Annotated in this window: 15 protein-coding genes and 1 tRNA gene; 9 read left to right on the top strand and 7 right to left on the bottom strand. The window is 63.0% G+C overall.

What is annotated here, in order from left to right:
• Nucleotides 1–7: 7 nt before the first annotated feature.
• A complete protein-coding gene (yaaA, locus tag CAL29_RS06765) occupies nucleotides 8–784 on the bottom strand; it encodes a peroxide stress protein YaaA (RefSeq protein WP_094852147.1) in 777 nt (258 codons plus the stop codon).
• Between the two features lie 122 nt (nucleotides 785–906).
• Nucleotides 907–1,689, bottom strand: coding sequence for a 3-hydroxybutyrate dehydrogenase (locus CAL29_RS06760; RefSeq protein ID WP_094852146.1), 783 nt, complete (start codon nucleotides 1,687–1,689; stop codon nucleotides 907–909).
• A gap of 737 nt (nucleotides 1,690–2,426) precedes the next feature.
• Between CAL29_RS06760 and CAL29_RS06755 the strand changes: the two genes are divergently transcribed.
• Together CAL29_RS06755 and CAL29_RS31255 are read left to right on the top strand one after the other, a co-directional pair.
• Nucleotides 2,427–2,517, top strand: a tRNA-Ser gene (locus tag CAL29_RS06755).
• A gap of 485 nt (nucleotides 2,518–3,002) precedes the next feature.
• A complete protein-coding gene (locus CAL29_RS31255) occupies nucleotides 3,003–3,353 on the top strand; it encodes a hypothetical protein (protein ID WP_143277629.1) in 351 nt (116 codons plus the stop codon).
• Between the two features lie 66 nt (nucleotides 3,354–3,419).
• On the opposite strand, the gene CAL29_RS06750 is transcribed toward CAL29_RS31255, so the two are convergent.
• Together CAL29_RS06750 and CAL29_RS31250 are read right to left on the bottom strand one after the other, a co-directional pair.
• Nucleotides 3,420–4,148: an AbiU2 domain-containing protein gene (locus CAL29_RS06750; RefSeq protein WP_143277628.1), complete on the bottom strand. Its 729-nt coding sequence runs from the start codon at nucleotides 4,146–4,148 to the stop codon at nucleotides 3,420–3,422.
• A complete protein-coding gene (locus tag CAL29_RS31250; protein ID WP_143277627.1) occupies nucleotides 4,123–4,314 on the bottom strand; it encodes a hypothetical protein in 192 nt (63 codons plus the stop codon). The genes CAL29_RS06750 and CAL29_RS31250 overlap by 26 nt, the downstream gene beginning before the upstream one ends.
• 324 nt (nucleotides 4,315–4,638) lie before the next feature.
• On the opposite strand from CAL29_RS31250, the gene CAL29_RS06745 reads away from it, so the two are divergent.
• The 4 genes from CAL29_RS06745 to CAL29_RS06730 all read left to right on the top strand — a co-directional run bounded on the left by CAL29_RS06745 (nucleotide 4,639) and on the right by CAL29_RS06730 (nucleotide 7,950).
• A complete protein-coding gene (locus CAL29_RS06745) occupies nucleotides 4,639–5,034 on the top strand; it encodes a DUF7674 family protein (protein ID WP_094852144.1) in 396 nt (131 codons plus the stop codon).
• A 75-nt stretch (nucleotides 5,035–5,109) separates the two neighbouring features.
• Nucleotides 5,110–6,183: a hypothetical protein gene (locus tag CAL29_RS06740; protein WP_094852143.1), complete on the top strand. Its 1,074-nt coding sequence runs from the start codon at nucleotides 5,110–5,112 to the stop codon at nucleotides 6,181–6,183.
• Nucleotides 6,184–6,256: 73 nt separating this feature from the next.
• Complete coding sequence (locus CAL29_RS06735; RefSeq protein WP_143277626.1) at nucleotides 6,257–6,742, top strand: hypothetical protein; 486 nt, start codon at nucleotides 6,257–6,259, stop codon at nucleotides 6,740–6,742.
• A gap of 41 nt (nucleotides 6,743–6,783) precedes the next feature.
• Nucleotides 6,784–7,950, top strand: a complete 1,167-nt coding sequence (locus CAL29_RS06730; RefSeq protein WP_094852141.1) for an MFS transporter — start codon at nucleotides 6,784–6,786, stop codon at nucleotides 7,948–7,950.
• A 39-nt stretch (nucleotides 7,951–7,989) separates the two neighbouring features.
• Here the strand turns inward: CAL29_RS06730 and CAL29_RS06725 are convergent, their stop codons facing one another.
• Nucleotides 7,990–8,610, bottom strand: coding sequence for a TetR/AcrR family transcriptional regulator (locus tag CAL29_RS06725; protein WP_094852140.1), 621 nt, complete (start codon nucleotides 8,608–8,610; stop codon nucleotides 7,990–7,992).
• 267 nt (nucleotides 8,611–8,877) lie between these two features.
• Between CAL29_RS06725 and CAL29_RS06720 the strand changes: the two genes are divergently transcribed.
• Complete coding sequence (locus CAL29_RS06720) at nucleotides 8,878–12,318, top strand: acyl-[ACP]--phospholipid O-acyltransferase (RefSeq protein WP_218831816.1); 3,441 nt, start codon at nucleotides 8,878–8,880, stop codon at nucleotides 12,316–12,318.
• Between the two features lie 72 nt (nucleotides 12,319–12,390).
• Here the strand turns inward: CAL29_RS06720 and CAL29_RS06715 are convergent, their stop codons facing one another.
• Nucleotides 12,391–12,966 carry a YceI family protein gene (locus CAL29_RS06715; protein ID WP_094852763.1) on the bottom strand — a complete coding sequence of 192 codons (576 nt, stop codon included), beginning with the start codon at nucleotides 12,964–12,966 and terminating at the stop codon, nucleotides 12,391–12,393.
• Nucleotides 12,967–13,025: 59 nt separating this feature from the next.
• On the bottom strand, nucleotides 13,026–13,559 hold the full coding sequence (locus CAL29_RS06710; protein ID WP_094852139.1) for a winged helix-turn-helix transcriptional regulator: 534 nt from the start codon (nucleotides 13,557–13,559) through the stop codon (nucleotides 13,026–13,028).
• A 126-nt stretch (nucleotides 13,560–13,685) separates the two neighbouring features.
• Between CAL29_RS06710 and CAL29_RS06705 the strand changes: the two genes are divergently transcribed.
• Nucleotides 13,686–14,861 carry an MFS transporter gene (locus CAL29_RS06705; protein WP_094852138.1) on the top strand — a complete coding sequence of 392 codons (1,176 nt, stop codon included), beginning with the start codon at nucleotides 13,686–13,688 and terminating at the stop codon, nucleotides 14,859–14,861.
• A gap of 279 nt (nucleotides 14,862–15,140) precedes the next feature.
• Complete coding sequence (locus CAL29_RS06700) at nucleotides 15,141–16,043, top strand: nitrilase family protein (protein WP_256977234.1); 903 nt, start codon at nucleotides 15,141–15,143, stop codon at nucleotides 16,041–16,043.
• Nucleotides 16,044–16,073 lie beyond the last annotated feature (30 nt).

Raw genomic sequence — 16,073 nt, 5'->3', positions numbered from 1 at the left:
CGGGCGCTCAGCCTTCCAGCTTGCGCCGGAACACCAGCTTGTCCGGCGTCGATGCCTCCGCCGCGTAGGCGTAGCCTTCGCTGTCGAAGCCTTGCAGCTTCTCCGGCGTGCCCGCCTTGTGCGTGACGGCGTAGCGCGCCATCAGGCCGCGCGCGCGCTTGGCGTGGAAACTGATGATCTTCCAAGCGCCGTTCTTCCAGTCCTGGAACACGCACTGCACCACGCGCGCCTGCAGCGTCTTCAGGTCGACCGACTTGAAATATTCCTCGGAAGCCAGGTTGACGACGATGGGCTTTTTGGCGCCGGCCTGGCGTTCGTTCAGGTATTCGGCGATGCGGGCGCCCCAGAAGTCGTACAGGCTCTTGCCGCGGCGGGTCTCCAGGCGGGTGCCCATTTCCAGGCGGTAGGGCTGCATCAGGTCCAGCGGCCGCAGCACGCCGTACAGGCCGCTGAGGATGGCCACGTGTTCCTGCGCCCAGTCCAACTGGGCCGGCGTCAGCGTATCGGCCTGCAGGCCTTCGTAGACGTCGCCGTTGAAGGCGAGTATGGCCTGGCGCGAATTGGCCTGGGTGAACTTGGGCTTCCACTCGGCGTAGCGGCGCACGTTCAGCTCGGACAAAGCCGGGCTGAGGTCCATCAACGCCGAGATATCGTCGGCCGACTTGGTCTTGAGCACCTTGATCAGCTCGGCGGCCTCGTCGACGAACAGCGGCTGGGTGTGGGTCTGGACCTGGACGGGAGAGTCGTAGTCCAGCTTCTTGGCGGGAGACAGCAGATACAGCATGGAAACGGGTTCCTTTTCTTGCTTTGTTTGACAGCTTTGATGGCTTGGATGATTAGCGTCGCGGAGAGGTATTTCGGATGGATGTCCGGGATCGGTATCCTCGATTCGGTATCCTCGATGCCTCAGCGGGCGGTCCAGCCGCCGTCGACCGAGATCGTGGTCCCGGTGACCTGCTCGGCCGCGGGCGAGGCCAGGTAGACGGCGGTGCCGCCCAGTTGTTCCGGCGTGACGAACTGCAGCGAAGGCTGCTTCTCGCCCAGCAGTTCGCGCGCGGCGTCTTCCTGGCTGATGCCTTTCTGCGCGGCGATGGCGCTGATCTGCTTTTCCACCAGGGCGGTGCGCACCCAGCCCGGGCAGATGGCGTTGGCGGTGATGCCCTGCCCCGCCGTTTCCAGCGCCGTCACCTTGGTCAACCCGACCACGCCGTGCTTGGCGGCGACGTAGGCCGACTTGTTGGCCGAACCGACCAGGCCGTGGGCGGATGCGATATTGATGATGCGGCCCCAGCCCTGCTTCTTCATGTGCGGCAAGGCGGCCGCCGTGCCGTGGAAGACGGCCGACAGGTTCAGGGCGATGATGGCGTCCCAGCGCTCGACGGGGAAATCCTCGATCAGCGAGGTGTGCTGGATGCCGGCGTTGTTGACGATGATGTCGATGCGGCCGAGCTGCTTGACCGTGTTCTCCACCAGCCCGCGCACGGCCTCGCCGCGGCTCAGGTCGGCGCCGTCGTAGAGCGCCTTGACGCCATGGGCCAGCGCCAAGCCGGCCCGGGTCTTCTCGACCTCGGCGGCGTCGCCGAACCCGTTCAGCACCACGTCCGCCCCCTGCGCGGCCAGCGCCGTGGCGATCCCCAAGCCGATGCCGCTGGTGGATCCGGTGACGACCGCTACTTTTCCTTTGAGCATGAAGATTCTCCTAAGCGCATGAGGGGGATGATGATTGGGGGGGGCAAGAACCGCCGGCCGGGCGCCTGTCCCGCCCGCCGGCGTCGCGCGGCGCGACAGGCAGCCCGCCGCCGCTTCGGGAGTTTAGCCGCGTCGGGCGGGTGTGCGCAGAGGCGGAAGTGCTACCCGGCACGGCCTTCACGGCGAGATATAAAAAACAGCAATGTTTGCCGATCCTGTTTGTCCGAAATTTGCCTACGAATTTCGGATGGATGCGACGAAGAAGCGGGATAACTGAAGCGGCGACACACAGCCTACATGCAGGCGAGCGGGCATTCTCGCCAAGTCCCAGGCACCACTGGTGGGCCCGCTGACCGAAGCGGCCAGAAACCCTTTGGGGCCCGGGATGCCTAGGAGCCGTTCGTCTCGTAACCACCCTCGGCGAGAGGTGTACCCAGCATCCCCCTCAGACACCCTTCGTGGTGGAATACAACACACCTCTCCAGACTCATCGTATGAGGAGAACGTTTCGACTAGCTAATTCCAGGAAATCTCTGCTAGAATAGCGAGCTTCGCTGCTCCACACGGACTTACGGTTGATCCGTAGCGTACGTGCGAGACATTAAATTAGTCAGCAATGACTATTTTGTTTTATCGACTGGCTCGGGTTCTTTCCGACCGCTTATGAAGCGTTTCGTTTGGACAGCAAGACAGTGACCTTGCCTCGACCACGAGGTCATTGGAACCAGCAGTACCCCGGAGAGGTGGCAGAGTGGTCGAATGTACCTGACTCGAAATCAGGCGTACGGTTTCCCCGTACCGTGGGTTCGAATCCCACCCTCTCCGCCAAGCATTCTAAGCCCCTGATTTATCAGGGGCTTTTTTCTTAGCATTCTCCTCCGTGGTCACTCATAGGGGCGTCTCCTCTCTAAAAGAAGTCGCCGTACGACTCGCTGCGCGCATCGCCCAAGTCTCCCCCCACATCAGCGAGTTTTGCCAGATCATGGCAGCCACAGACATCAAGCAAATAGATGTCGTATGGGCAATCTCAATCACCAACGCCGGCGAGTGCCAATACCTCAAAAGCCCTGCCGCTAATCGCACCACTCCCCTCCATCCCCTTACGCACCACGCTTGTATTCCTGAACTCGCGGGCATTCCATATTCTCGGAGCGCTATCATGAACGCAACCAAACAGAAGATAGAGTTAAAGCGGCGTTTGCGGCGACACAAGGAAGCCGCTGCACGACGTAGCCATGGAAACTGCAATGCGAAAAGACCTTGGCATCACGAAGTAAAAACATCTCAATATCTCATTGCGGAGTCAGCAGCCCATGGATGCCAGCGTCGTTGTTGCAATCATCTCCGTATCCGGTACGGTCATGGTCAGCGCGCTCACTTTTTTCTTCACGAAGCAGAAAGAGCGGGAAGCTGAGTGGAGGAAGCAAAAGCTCGACCACTACAAAGAATTTATGGCGGCACTAAACGACATCGTTGGCCCTCCACCAACCACAGAAGAAAAGGTCAGATTTGCAAGTGCAGCAAACAATATCTTTCTGGTGGGTTCGCCATCGGTTTTGCTTGCTTTACGCGGATACTTGGATGAGACAGCCCAGTCGAACCCGAACAGGCGACGACAAGCACGACGAATGGCTTACCGCTCTTTTATTCGCCATACGACGTGACTTAGGCATCAAGCCCTATCAATCCATTGACGGCTACAAGTTTCGGCTTTGGGCAGGAAAGCCGCGTCACATCGACGGCCTGTAGTTCGGATGTCCCTCAGTACGCTCACCTCGCACCGCTGCCCAAAAAAATTTTCCATGATGCTGATATAGACCAGCGGTGTCAGTACCAATGTCGAATGCCTCTCCAAAGACGAGGCTGAGTAGTGCAGTCACTAATTCAATAGTGTCAGCGTAGAACACTTCGATTTCACTGTCCGCTGCATCCGCCGCTTGGGCGGTCGCCTCGGCTTGCCCTTCGCTCACCTGTCTGTGAGCAAGGTGTTGGTTTCTCAGTGTCTTCAGCCTTTCAAGTACAGTGCTACCTCCACCGTCCTTTAGATATCTGCGGACAAGCTCAAGTACGTTGTCCCTCTTCGGCAATAGGGCTTCTCTCATCATCGCCGCGGCATCAAAATCCCTGGAGAAATGTGCTGCGCGTTGTGCGACCAGCGCGTCAAAAAAAGATCTGTCCTTTAAAATTTCCACGATCTTGGCCATGCTCAGAGCCTGCCGATTGTTGTCCCACAACCTCATTAGCCCGAGTAGCACTTCACGACGTAGGGCACTACGAATAATAAGAAAGGTGTGGGTTGCATAGGAGTTCCCCATGCGCTGAAGCAGCGATTCGTCATAAACGGTAGGTTTCCATGTTTCATGGAATGTCACTACCAACAGGATTTCATCTTTCGCCGCCTTCACTAAGCTCCTCAGACATTCCAACCGTTGGTCAAACGTCATTTCGAAGATATTCATCCTTACCCCATGGCTTGCGCTGGCTGAACGAGAGTGTGCCACACACGGTAATAGCTAAATCTTCCTTTTTTGCCGTTTGCTTATTGAAATAGGCAATACGCTTTCCAACCTGTTTTGAGTGCCGTAGTGCTTCTCCACGCCCTGCCCGCTCCTTCACGATGGGCATTCCGTGTTCGTTGGCTATGTCGACATTGATGTACCCCCAAAGAAATTGGATGGTTTAACTTTGGAAAGCAGTTGCCTATTTAGCTTGCTCTGACCTTTTCTAGACAAACCCGCTTGGGGTCAGATGGCTGAGCGAGCCGTGGAGGCACCGGTGTCGCTCACCGGCCATTGCAGCGTCGCGTGCGCTGGACTACAGATGAATCTCGACATGACGACTCGTCGTGGACGGCGTTAGCATTGAAACAAGATGCGAACCCAAGCGTCGGGAAGCCTGATAGAAGTTTTATAGTTGGCGCACATGGGAAAGGTTTAACGGTGGAAAAACATGAGTACCTGGCGGCGCAAGGCCATTGAAGCTGTGCCTGAATTGCGCGATCGCATCGAGCAATCCTGGTCGCCGATGGCGGCGTGGATCGAGTTGCGTTCGTTGTTCGAGCAGGCAATGAAAAACGGCGACATTCAGCGCGCTCGCCGCATCATGGACTATGCCCGCTACTGCCTCGCGGCGCCGAATGCCGACGTGAATACGGCTGTCGCCGTGGGCTTCATAGAACACCTTGCCGACGACGAGGCGACGCGCGCGCGGCTACCTGAACTTATCAGCGTGCGCGAGTTCAATGATTGGCGCGAAATCATGTCCTATCACGCCGACGATCAGGTGCTGGAGTCGCTAAACGCGGCTTTTCGGTCGAAGACGGCGCGGCCGCGGAAATCATCTTGAGCGGCACTGTGCAATATCTACGGCAACCACAACAGGCTCTGGATGCGTTCGACGCAGATGCAATAAGAGGCGCCAATGCAAGACCTTAGAAGCAAGGCCGGCAAGATCGAATTCACGCGCGCCCGCGCGCGCTCCGCCGATGTTCTGGTAATCGGCGCCGTTCTCTCCGATTGGGATGTCCATCACCCGGAAGCCCGGCTTTTCCGTTACGAGCACGATGGCAAGCCAGGCGAGCAATGGTATTTCGACGACTTCGATTTCCACCTGCAGGACATAACGCGCTTCAGAAACCTGGATGTGGATCCGAAGACGGATTACCTGACCTACCTGTCTTCCGAAGGCGACGTCTATCACGCGTGGTGGAAAGGCAACTTCAGGGAAAAAATCACTGGGGCAGGAAGCTGGGTAGACGATGCCGAAGGCCGAGGCCGTCTGTCCGCCATATCCCAGATCGGGGATAAGCTTTACGCATGTGGAAATGGAGGACAGATGTACGTTCGCTCCGGCTCCAATTGGCATTTACTGACCAAGTCGATACTTTTCGATCCGGAGGCCCATGCACGGCTGGGTAGAACGGCACCTCCGACAACGGACCCTGGCTTCCTGCAATGGCTGATGGACTCCCGACGCCAGGAACCGCGGAACCTGTCGCTGCACGATATCGCCGGTCAACGCGAGGATGCCATCTATGTCTGCGGCGTGGAAGGCACGAAGCCCGTGCTCTGTTTTTGGGATGGCGGCGCCTTACATGAACTGGAGGTTCCTCTCGAAGAGGCCGCCTTGACGGGCATCCACATGGAACATGCCGAGAGTGTCTGGGTATGTGGGCGTGAAGGCGTTTTGCTGCATGGAAGTCATGCGCGTGGTTTTACACCCGTCGACTTGCGTAAACAGCACAATCTCTTCCATATGATCACCCCCTATCGCGGGAAACTCGTATTGCCGTCGAGCACGCGCCCTGGCGGACTTTACGAGCTGGATACCGGTACATCCGAACTCCGCCGCTTCGCGCCTGCACTGCCGAAGCTGCGCGGCGACTACATTTTCCATGCCGAGTCCGTGGGCGATGTCCTCTGGGTGGTCGGCCAAAAAGACATTTTTCGCTTCGATGGGAACGCGTGGGAGCGAATCGAGCATCCCGATCTTTAACGTTAATTTTTCGGGCCGTGGAAGCCGCAATTGAGTCGCTGACCAAGCCCGGATCCAAAAGCCTTGCTGGAAAATGCGACGAGAAAAACCCTTCCCATCCTCGCCGATAGAACGAACGGCGCCCAGCTATCTGGCGAGCGTAACGGTCGGGACCTTGATAATCACGATCTGGATAGGCCTGGTCGCGGTACCCCGTGCCAAAACCGGGATGCATGATTCCCTTTGGATCGATTCACTCGGTTTTATCGTGCTTTTCGTCGCCGCGTGGATGAGCGCAATCGTGGTGACCGCGCTCCCTTGCGCCGGCCTGTCATTCCTGGCTCGAAAATTCCGCATCCGCGCCTGGCTGCTTTATTTCATCGCCGGCATCGCCATCAGCGCGTTGGCGGCGCTTGCGTGCGTGCATTTCCTCACGGCACTCCCCAGGCTGACCGGCACGCCCTCCCGGTATGTGAATGCGGATATCGCGGCGGCGCTGTTCAAGATGTGGCAGGGATTCCTGCCGGCGGGCGCGGTCGCGGGCCTGATGTTCTGGCGGCTTGCCGGCCGGCACTATTGAAGGCAGGCTTCGGGCGGCGACGCTTCTTTCAACCACCAGGAATGCACGACATGCCTCTTGCGCTTTGGGCGCTGCCCGCCGGCGGATTCATTATCGGCATCAGCGGTACGTTTATCGGCTTGTCGATAATGGAGAATAGTATCGAGCGGGGCGCCTCGCTACCCGCCGTTATTATGGAGCAAAGCGTCTATCTGCTCCTTCCCTCGCTGGTTTCCCTCCTGATAGCCATATCGACCACCCGCCTGGCGCGAAAAACGGTGTTGCTGGGACTGTCGGCCATCTTCAGCCTGGGCCTGGCAATACTCGCCTTGAGCCGTAGCGCGGACATGCTGTCCATCAGCTTCATGCTTTATGCCGCCGTCTACATACTCTACGTCGGCGCGAGTTCGATCGTCGCAGCCGAATCGGCCTGTCCCGGCAAGCACGCCTCGGCCCTGGCACTGGTATTCAGCGGGCCGATACTGGGCAGCGTACTCGCCTATCCCCTGTTTCTTTGGTGGATGGGAATAAACGGCGGCATAGCCATTGTGTGGATAATGGCCGCGCTGGGCGCCGCGTCGTTCATGGCCATCGCCAAGTGGGTGCCTCCCTGCCGCCATGGGCAGCCCCAAGGCCTGTCCGGCAACATCCGCGCCTTGGGCCGTTTGCAAGTGCTCCTGAGTTTCGCGATGACGGCGCTGCTCAGCAGCGGTCTCGCCATCGCCTCCCTCTCCATCGGTGAATTGCTGGTCAAGACGACCGGGTTTGCGCCCTCATCCGTCTTGTTCGTCATGCTGGCCTTCGGCGCCTTCCAGATAATCGGCAACTTCTATGGCGGCAAACTGGCCGACAAGCACCTGATGCCGACGCTGGTGGCAAGCCTTTCCGTTTTAGCAATCACGCAGGCGCTGCTGGCGCTCGCCATACATAGCAAGACGGTCGTGGCCATCATGTACGCGTTGTCCGGGGCCGCTGCCTATGCCTTCGCGCCGTCGCAACAGCGACGCATACTGGCCAAGGCCGGCGCGGCTCCCGTCCTGGCTTCCACCGTCAACGTCGCGGCGTCCTGCCTGGGCAGCGTTGCCGGCTGCTGGTTACTCCTCCCGTTCTTCGGTCGCCGGGAAGGCCTGTCCCCCGCGCCGCTCATGGCGGCAGGCATGACCACCATCGGCCTGCTGGTGGCGCTTTATAGCTGGCGCCTGGAACGTCGTCGCCCGCACTCGTATTGAGGCAAAAAATATCGAATTACCGGCAGCGCGCCGGCGGTGTCAGTCCGACCCGCGCGGCGAATCGCCACGACCGGAGACCCCGGCAATCGCCTCGCGCGCCCGCGCGATCGCGGCCCCGAGCGCATCGGTTTCCCCCAGCAAATCGAAAGTGCCGTTCAGCGCGAAGAAACAATGGCCGTGCACGGTCGCGAATATGGAACGGGCCAGGCCGGGGCCTTCGGCCTTGCGGTGGGCAGGCAGGTCGGCGGTGATTTCGTCCACCAGGATGCCGGTCACGGCGGCGAGTTTCTCGGCATAGGACGCCGGCAGGGGAACGTCGTTGGGCAGGCGGAAATCGTAGAGCGCCGCCCAGGCGTGGCGATGGCTGGCCGCAAAGTCGAAATACACGGCGATGGCCTGCTCCAGGCGGCCGGATTTCGCCTGCTCCAGTTTCTCCAGCAAGGCCGCCCGCCAGAGATCCAGCGTGCGCCCGTTGATGGCCAGCATCAGGGCGTCGTAGCTGCCGAAGACGTTGTAGAGCGTGCCGACCGAATAGCCGATGCGCTTGGCCACCTCGCGCGCCGAAAAACGGGCGAAGCCGACCTCGGACAATAGCTGGTGCCCCTCCCGGACGATGAGTTCGGCAAGCTGTTCGCGGGTGTGATCGGATCGGCGGCTCATCGGCAAATGGGGGAAATCGGTGGCAATAGAAGGAAATCAGGGACAATCGGGAACAATCGGCCGATGACATCGGCGATGCCGACAAGATAAGGCCAAAATTGAACACTGTCCAATATTTTATTGAACACTGATCAAAATATTATTGAACACCGATCAATTTCGTGCCACTATCCACTCCGCAAGCAAGAGCCGGCCCTCCGAAAGAAGACCGCCGGCGAACAATAAACAACAGGCATGCCCCTCTTGTCGTCTGAGTAAGAGAGCACAATGACCCACTCCCCCCATTTTTCCTTGCTGGCCAAGCGCCGCCTCGGCCCCCTCTTCCTGGTCCAGTTCCTGGGCGCCTTCAACGACAATCTATTGAAGTACGCCCTGCTGTTCCTGGCGAACTTCGGGCTCTATGCCGCCGATCCGGCGCGCGCCAAGATGCTCGCCACGGTCGCCACCGGGCTTTTCATTCTCCCCTACTTCCTGTTTTCCGCCCTCGCCGGCCAACTGGCCGACCGCTACGACAAGGCGCGGCTGATACGCTGGATCAAGACGGCGGAAGTCGCCATCATGGGCCTGGCGCTGACCGGCTTCTGGCTGCTGTCCGTGCCGCTGCTGCTGACGGCCCTGTTCTGCATGGGGCTGCACTCCACCCTGTTCGGCCCCGTGAAGTATTCGATCCTGCCGCAGCAACTGGCCGAAAACGAACTCATGGGCGGGACCGGGCTGGTCGAGGCCGGCACCTTCCTCGCCATCCTCGCCGGGCAGTTGCTGGCCGGCGTCATCTCCATCCACCAGGCCGGCATCGTGCTGATGGTCCTGGCCGTGCTGGGCCTGGCGGCCAGCCTCGCGGTGCCGCCGGCCCCCCCGTTGGGCGAGCGGCAGCATATCGACTGGAACGTCTTCAAGAGCACCTGGGAAATCCTCTCGATCGCCCGCCGCATCCGCGGGGTGTGGCTGGCCATCCTCGGCATCAGTTGGCTCTTCGCGGCGGGCGCGGTGCTGGTCTCCCAGTTCGCGCCGCTGGTCTCGGACAGGCTGGCCTGCTCGCAGGAGGTCGCGACGCTGTTCCTGATCGTGTTCTCGCTGGCGATCGCGGCCGGCTCGATCGCCGTCAACCGCTTGCAGAAGGGCGAGGTCTCCGCCCGGTACGTGCCGATCTCGGCGCTCGCCATGGCGCTGGGCCTGATCGACCTGTGGCTGTCGACCAGCGGCTTTGCCCCGCAAACCGCCAATGCGTCGGTAAGCCAGTTCCTGGCGGACTCAGGCTCGCTGCGCATCCTCATCGACCTGGGCGTCGTCGCCTTCGCCGGCGGCATGTTCGTCGTGCCGCTGTACGCGATCCTCCAGGTCATGAGCCCGCCCGACGAGTGCTCGCGCGTCGTCGCCGCCAACAACATCGTCAACGCCGGCGTCACCGTGCTGGCCGTGCTGGCGGTGGCGGGACTGCTGGCCGCCAACGTCGACGTGCCGGGCATCATCGGCGTGCTGGGCGGCGCCACGCTGGTGGTCGCCTTCGTGTCGATCTGGCTGCTGCCGGAGACCCTGTTCAAGGACCTGGTCCGCCTGCTGCTGCGCGCGCTCTATCGCGTGGAGGTCAAGGGGCTGGAGCACATGCCGCGCCCGGGCGAGCGCGCCGTGGTGGTGGTGAACCATATCTCCCTGCTGGACGGCCTGCTGCTGGGCGCGTTCCTGCCGGGCAAGCCGACCTTCGCGGTCAACACCACCATTGCCCAGTCCTGGTGGATCAAGCCCTTCCTCAAGCTGTTCAAGGCCTTTCCGGTCGACCCGACCAATCCGATGTCGACCAAGGCGATGATCAAGACGGTGCGCGAGGGCAATACGCTGGTGATCTTTCCCGAAGGACGCATCACCGTCACCGGCGCGCTGATGAAGGTGTTCGACGGCCCCGGCATGGTGGCCGACAAGGCCGACGCCCCCATCATTCCGGTGCGCCTGGACGGTCCGCAGTACACGCCCTTCAGCTACCTGAAGGGGAAGGTGCGCTCGCGCTGGTTCCCGAAGATCACGCTGACCGTGCTGGCCCCGCGCCGCTTCCACATCCAGGAAGGACTGACCGCGCGCCAGCACCGCGAAGCCGCCGGCCGCCGCCTCTACGACGAGATGAGCGACATGCTGTTTTCGACGTCGCGCACCGGCAATACCCTGTTCGGCGCGCTCTGCGAAGCGCGCGCCATCCACGGCGGCAAGGCGAAGGTGCTGGAGGACGTCAAGCGCAAGCCGCTGACCTACGACCGCCTGATCGCCGCCGCGCAGCTCCTGGGCAAGCGCCTGGCGGCCGGCACCCAGGCCGGCGAGGCGGTGGGCGTGATGCTGCCCAACGTCAACGGCGCGGTCGTGGCCTTCTTCGCCTGCCAGGCCAGCGGCCGCGTGCCCGCCATGCTCAACTTCACCGCCGGCGTGACCAATATGCGTTCGGCCTGCAACACGGCGCGCATCCGCACCGTGGTTTCCGCGCGCGCCTTCGTGGAACAGGCCAACCTGGGCGCGGCGGTCGAGGCCCTGGAAGGCGATGGCGTGCGCGTGGTCTGGCTGGAGGACCTGGGCGCCGGCATCGGCGGCATCGAGAAACTGTGGGCGCTGCTGACCGCCCGGCGCGCCGCCGCCCGCCATGCCAGGCTGAGGATCGGCGCCGACGCGCCGGCGGCCATCCTGTTCACCTCCGGCTCCGAGGGCACGCCCAAGGCCGTGGTGCTTACGCACCGCAACCTGCTGGCGAACTGCGCGCAGTTGGCGTCCCGCGTCGACTACAACGCCAGCGACGTTATCCTGAACGCGCTGCCCATTTTCCACAGCTTCGGCCTGACCGGCGGCACGCTGCTGCCGCTGCTCAACGGCATCCGCACGGTGATGTATCCCAGCCCCCTGCACTACAGCATGGTGCCGGCGCTCGCCTACGACGCCAACGCGACCGTGCTGTTCGGCACCGACACCTTTCTCGCGGGCTACGCGCGCATGGCGCATGGCTACGACTTCTATTCGGTGCGCTATATCTTCGCCGGCGCGGAGAAGGTGCGCGAGGAAACCCACAAGGCCTATGCCGAGAAATTCGGCCTGCGCATCCTGGAGGGCTACGGCGCCACCGAATGCGCGCCGGTGATCGCGGTGAACACGCCCATGCATTTCAAGGTGGGCAGCGTCGGACGCCTGCTGCCCGGGATCGAGACGCGGCTGGAGACCGTGCCGGGCATCGCCGACGGCCAGCGGCTCCACCTGCGCGGTCCCAACGTCATGGCCGGCTACATGCTCGCCGACGCGCCCGGCGTGCTGCAGCCGCCGGCCGAAGGCTGGCACGACACGGGCGACATCGTCAGCCTGGACGCCGCCGGCTTCATCACCATCCGCGGACGGGCCAAGCGCTTCGCCAAGATCGGCGGTGAAATGGTCAGCCTGCCCGCCGTCGAGAACCAGGCGGCGGCCTGCTGGCCGGGCTTCGAACACGCCGTGGTCACCCGCCCCGATCCCAAGAAGGGCGAAACCCTGGTGCTGTTCACCACCGCGCCCGAGGCGAATGCCAAGGCGCTGCAACAGTGGGGCCGCGCGCATGGGGCGACCGAACTGATGATCCCGCGCGATATCCGGATACTGGAGCGGCTGCCGGTATTGGGCACCGGCAAGCTCGACTACGTGACGATGACGGCCATGGCGGCGCAGGCGCCCGCCCAGGCCGACGAGGAGGAGGCGGAAGCGGAGGCGTAATTCCAGAAAGGCCGGAAAGGCCGAACCTGGCCCCCACGATGGCAGGGCGTGGCGCCACGCCCTGCCCCCGCTTTACTGGCGGATGCCTTCCGCCTGGATGTGCAGCACGGTCTCCATCTTGAAACCGTAGTCCTTGCCGAAGCCCACGCCATAGGCATCGCGGTCGAAACGCGCGGTGGACTCCGTGCCGCAGACCTCCTTCTTCAGCATGGGGTTCTGATAGCACTTGAAGGAGACGATGGTCAGCGTCAGCGGATGCGTGACGCCGTGCAAGGTGAATTGCCCGCGGGCGCTGACCGGCCGGCCGTTCTTGAAGGTGACGTCCTGGCTCTTGAAGGTGGCCTGCGGAAAGCGGGCGACGTCGAAGAACTTGTCGGAACGCAGGTGCTCGTCCAGCTCGTCGTGGCCGATGTCGATCGACGTCATGTCGACAGCGACGTCGATGCTGCCCTTGCCCGCCTTGGCGTCGAGCACCACCGTGCCGCTGGTCTTCTTGAATTTCCCGCGCCAGATGGAGGCGCCGTTGAAGTGGTCGGTCTCGAAGCTGGGATAGGTGTGGTCCGGATCCAGTTGGTAAGTCACCGGCTCGGCTTGCGCCGCCGCGGCCAGGGCAAAGGCGCCCAAAAGGCTGGCATACAGCTTTTTCATTTTCGCTCCCGTCTGATTGATGTGTTCCGTGGCGGCGGACCCGCTCCGCGCCACGGTCGTCATGCCCGGTCGTCGCCCTCCCGCGCGGGCGGATCGCCCAGCACCCGCCGGTTCCGGCGCTCTATCAATTCCAGCGTATCTTCCGTCGCGTCCGGCCCGGGCAAGTACCGGATGTCCTGCCGGGACAGCGGTCGCCCCCCGGCGGCATGGACGGTGATTTTTTCCACCGGTTTCCCGGTGCCTTCCTCCACCAGTTCAAGGCGCTGACGGCAGGTGCCGTCCAGCCAATCGTCCCCCCACTGCTTCAGCGCCACCAGCACCGGAAACAGGGCGTCGCCCTTGGGCGTCAGGCGGTAGCCCTCCGTATTGGCCCGGCCCTCCAGGGGAAAGCGCTCGACGATGCCGAGTTCGATGAGCCGGTCCAGGCGCGCGGCCAGCACGTTGCGCGCGATGCCCAGGTGGCTCTGGAATTCGTCGAAGCGCGCGGTGCCCTGGCCGCATTCCCGCACGATGAGCAAGCTCCACCACTCGCCCACCTCTTCGAGGGCGCGGGCGATCGAGCAATTCATGGCGGTAAAGCGTTTTCGGTACATGGCGTTTTTTTACCACCCAAGGTTTCATGACACAACTTTCCATGCCAGAACAGTTGCATCACGAAACCCTAATGTTTATAGTTTCGTGACGAAACTTATTGTGCGACCGCACAAAGGATCTCCGTCATGGATCGCCGCCTCCTCGTGCTCGCCCTGGGCATGTTCGCCCTGGGAACCGACAGTTTTGTCGTCGCGGGCATCCTGCCCCAATTGGCCAGTTCCTACGGCGTGGGCATCGGCGCCGCCGGGCAGATGACCACCACCTACGCCATCGCCTATGCATTGCTGGCGCCCACCATCGCCGCCTTGGCGGCCGCCGTTCCGCGCAAGCGCTTGATGCTGGCCGGGCTCTCCATCTTCGTGGCGGCCAATCTGGGCACGGCGTGGGCGCCCACCTTCGGCCTGGCGCTGCTGACCCGCGTGCTCGCCGGCCTGGGCGCGGCGATGTTCTCGCCGACCGCCACTGGCGCGGGCACGATGCTGGTGCCGCCCGAGCGCCGCGGCTGGGCGCTCTCCATCGTGGTCGCGGGCCTTACCGCCGCCACGGCCCTGGGCTCGCCCATCGGCGCGCTGATAGGCGGGCTGGGCGACTGGCGCTGGACGATGGGCTTCGTGTCGCTGCTGGGCGCGGTGGCCGGCGTGGGCGTGTGGATCCTGCTGCCGGAACTGCCGCTGCCGCCGGCCGTCACGCTGCGCCAGCGCCTGGCGCCGCTCGCCGACCGCCGGGTCGGCCTGACCCTGGCCACGACGATGCTGGCGATGAGCGGGCTGTTCACGGTCTATACGTACTTCTCCGTCGTCTTCAAGCCGGTCATCGGCGGCAGCGCCGCCATGCTGGGCACACTGCTGGTGATCTGGGGCGCGGCCGGCACCGCCACGAACCTGGTGGCGGGACGCCTGATCGACACCGTGGGTTCGCGCAAGGTGCTGTTGTCGATGCTGACCGTGCTGGTCATCGATATCGCCGTGTTTCCCTGGACGACGGGCAATCCCTGGACGGCGGCATTGGCGATCGCGATCTGGGGCGGCGCGGGCTGGGGGGTGCTGGTCCCGCAGCAGCACCGGCTGGTTACGATGGCGCCGGCCATCGCGCCCGTGCTGCTGGGCTTGAACACCGCCTGCACCTATATCGGCGTCTCGGCCGCCGGGGTCATCGGCGCGGGCACCATCGCGGCCGCCGGCGCGCAATATCTGGAGTATGTCGCCGCCGCCCTGCTCGCCGTGGCCCTCGTCGTCGCCGAGCTGGCCGCGCGGCGCATTGCCGCGGTCAGCCGCCGGCGGCCCACGCCGGCGGCGGTGTAGGACGGTCGAACTTCGGGTTAGCCTGTATTGACCCCTTGCAATCCAGGCCCCTAGACTTCGCTCCATGATTGACCTGCGCGCAGCATGGCGCCCAGGTTCGCGGCAATAATTGCCGCATCCACATTCAGTTGGCTATAGAAGCCCTCGACTTTCACGCATATGCGTGGTCGAGGGCTTTTTGTTTGCCGCCGGGCCGCCCCAAGGCAAACAGCCCCCTCGGGGGGCAGCAAGCGGCGTCAGTCGCGCAGCGTGGGGGCATTTTCGTTTTTTGGAGATCGAATGAACAATCCTTCCGCCGGTCATGATGCCGGCATGCCGGCGTATCCGGACACCCTCATTGCCTGCGTGCAGATGCACCCCGTCATGGGCGACGTGGCGGCCAATCTGGCGCGTTCGACGGCGCTGATCGAAGAAGCCGCCGCGCGCGGCGCCAAGCTGGTGGTGCTGCCCGAGCTGGCCAACACCGGCTATATGTTCGCCAGCCGCGACGAAGCCCATGCGCTGGCCGAACCCGTGCCCACGGGCCCGTCCTCGCAGGCCTGGATCGCGCTGGCCCAGCGCCTGGGCATCTTCCTGGTGGCCGGCATCACCGAACGCGACGGCGACAAGCTGTACAACGCCGCCATCGTCGCCGGCCCGCGGGGCTATCTGGGCACCTACCGCAAGCTGCACCTGTGGGGCGACGAGAACCTGTTCTTCGAAGCCGGCAACCTGGGCCTGCCCGTGTTCGACACCGAGATCGGCAAGCTGGCCGTAGCCATCTGCTACGACGGCTGGTTTCCCGAGGTGTTCCGCCTTCAGGCCATGCAGGGCGCGGACATCGTGGCCGTGCCGACGAACTGGGTGCCCATGCCCGGGCAGACGCCGGACGGCCCGGCCATGGCGCATTCGCTGGCCATCGCGGCAGCGCACAGCAATGGCCTGACCATCGCCTGCGCCGATCGCGTCGGCGTGGAACGCGGGCAGCCCTTCGTGGGCCGCAGCCTGATCGCGGGATCGCAGGGATGGATCGTCGCCGGTCCCGCCAGCCACGACCAGGAAGAAATCCTGATCGCCGCCGTGAACCTGAAACAAGCCCGTCACGGACGACAGCTCAATGCGTTCAACCACGTGCTGCGCGACCGCCGCGGCGACGTGTACGACCTCATGCTGGGCAGCGGCTACCCCCGCCTGGCGCGCTGACCACGCCTGCACCAGCACCAGTACCCACAC

This window comes from Bordetella genomosp. 10 (assembly GCF_002261225.1).
Classification (GTDB): Bacteria; Pseudomonadota; Gammaproteobacteria; order Burkholderiales; family Burkholderiaceae_B; genus Bordetella_C.
Note: the sequence above shows the minus strand (reverse complement) of the source record. Positions and strands in the feature narration are given on the sequence as shown.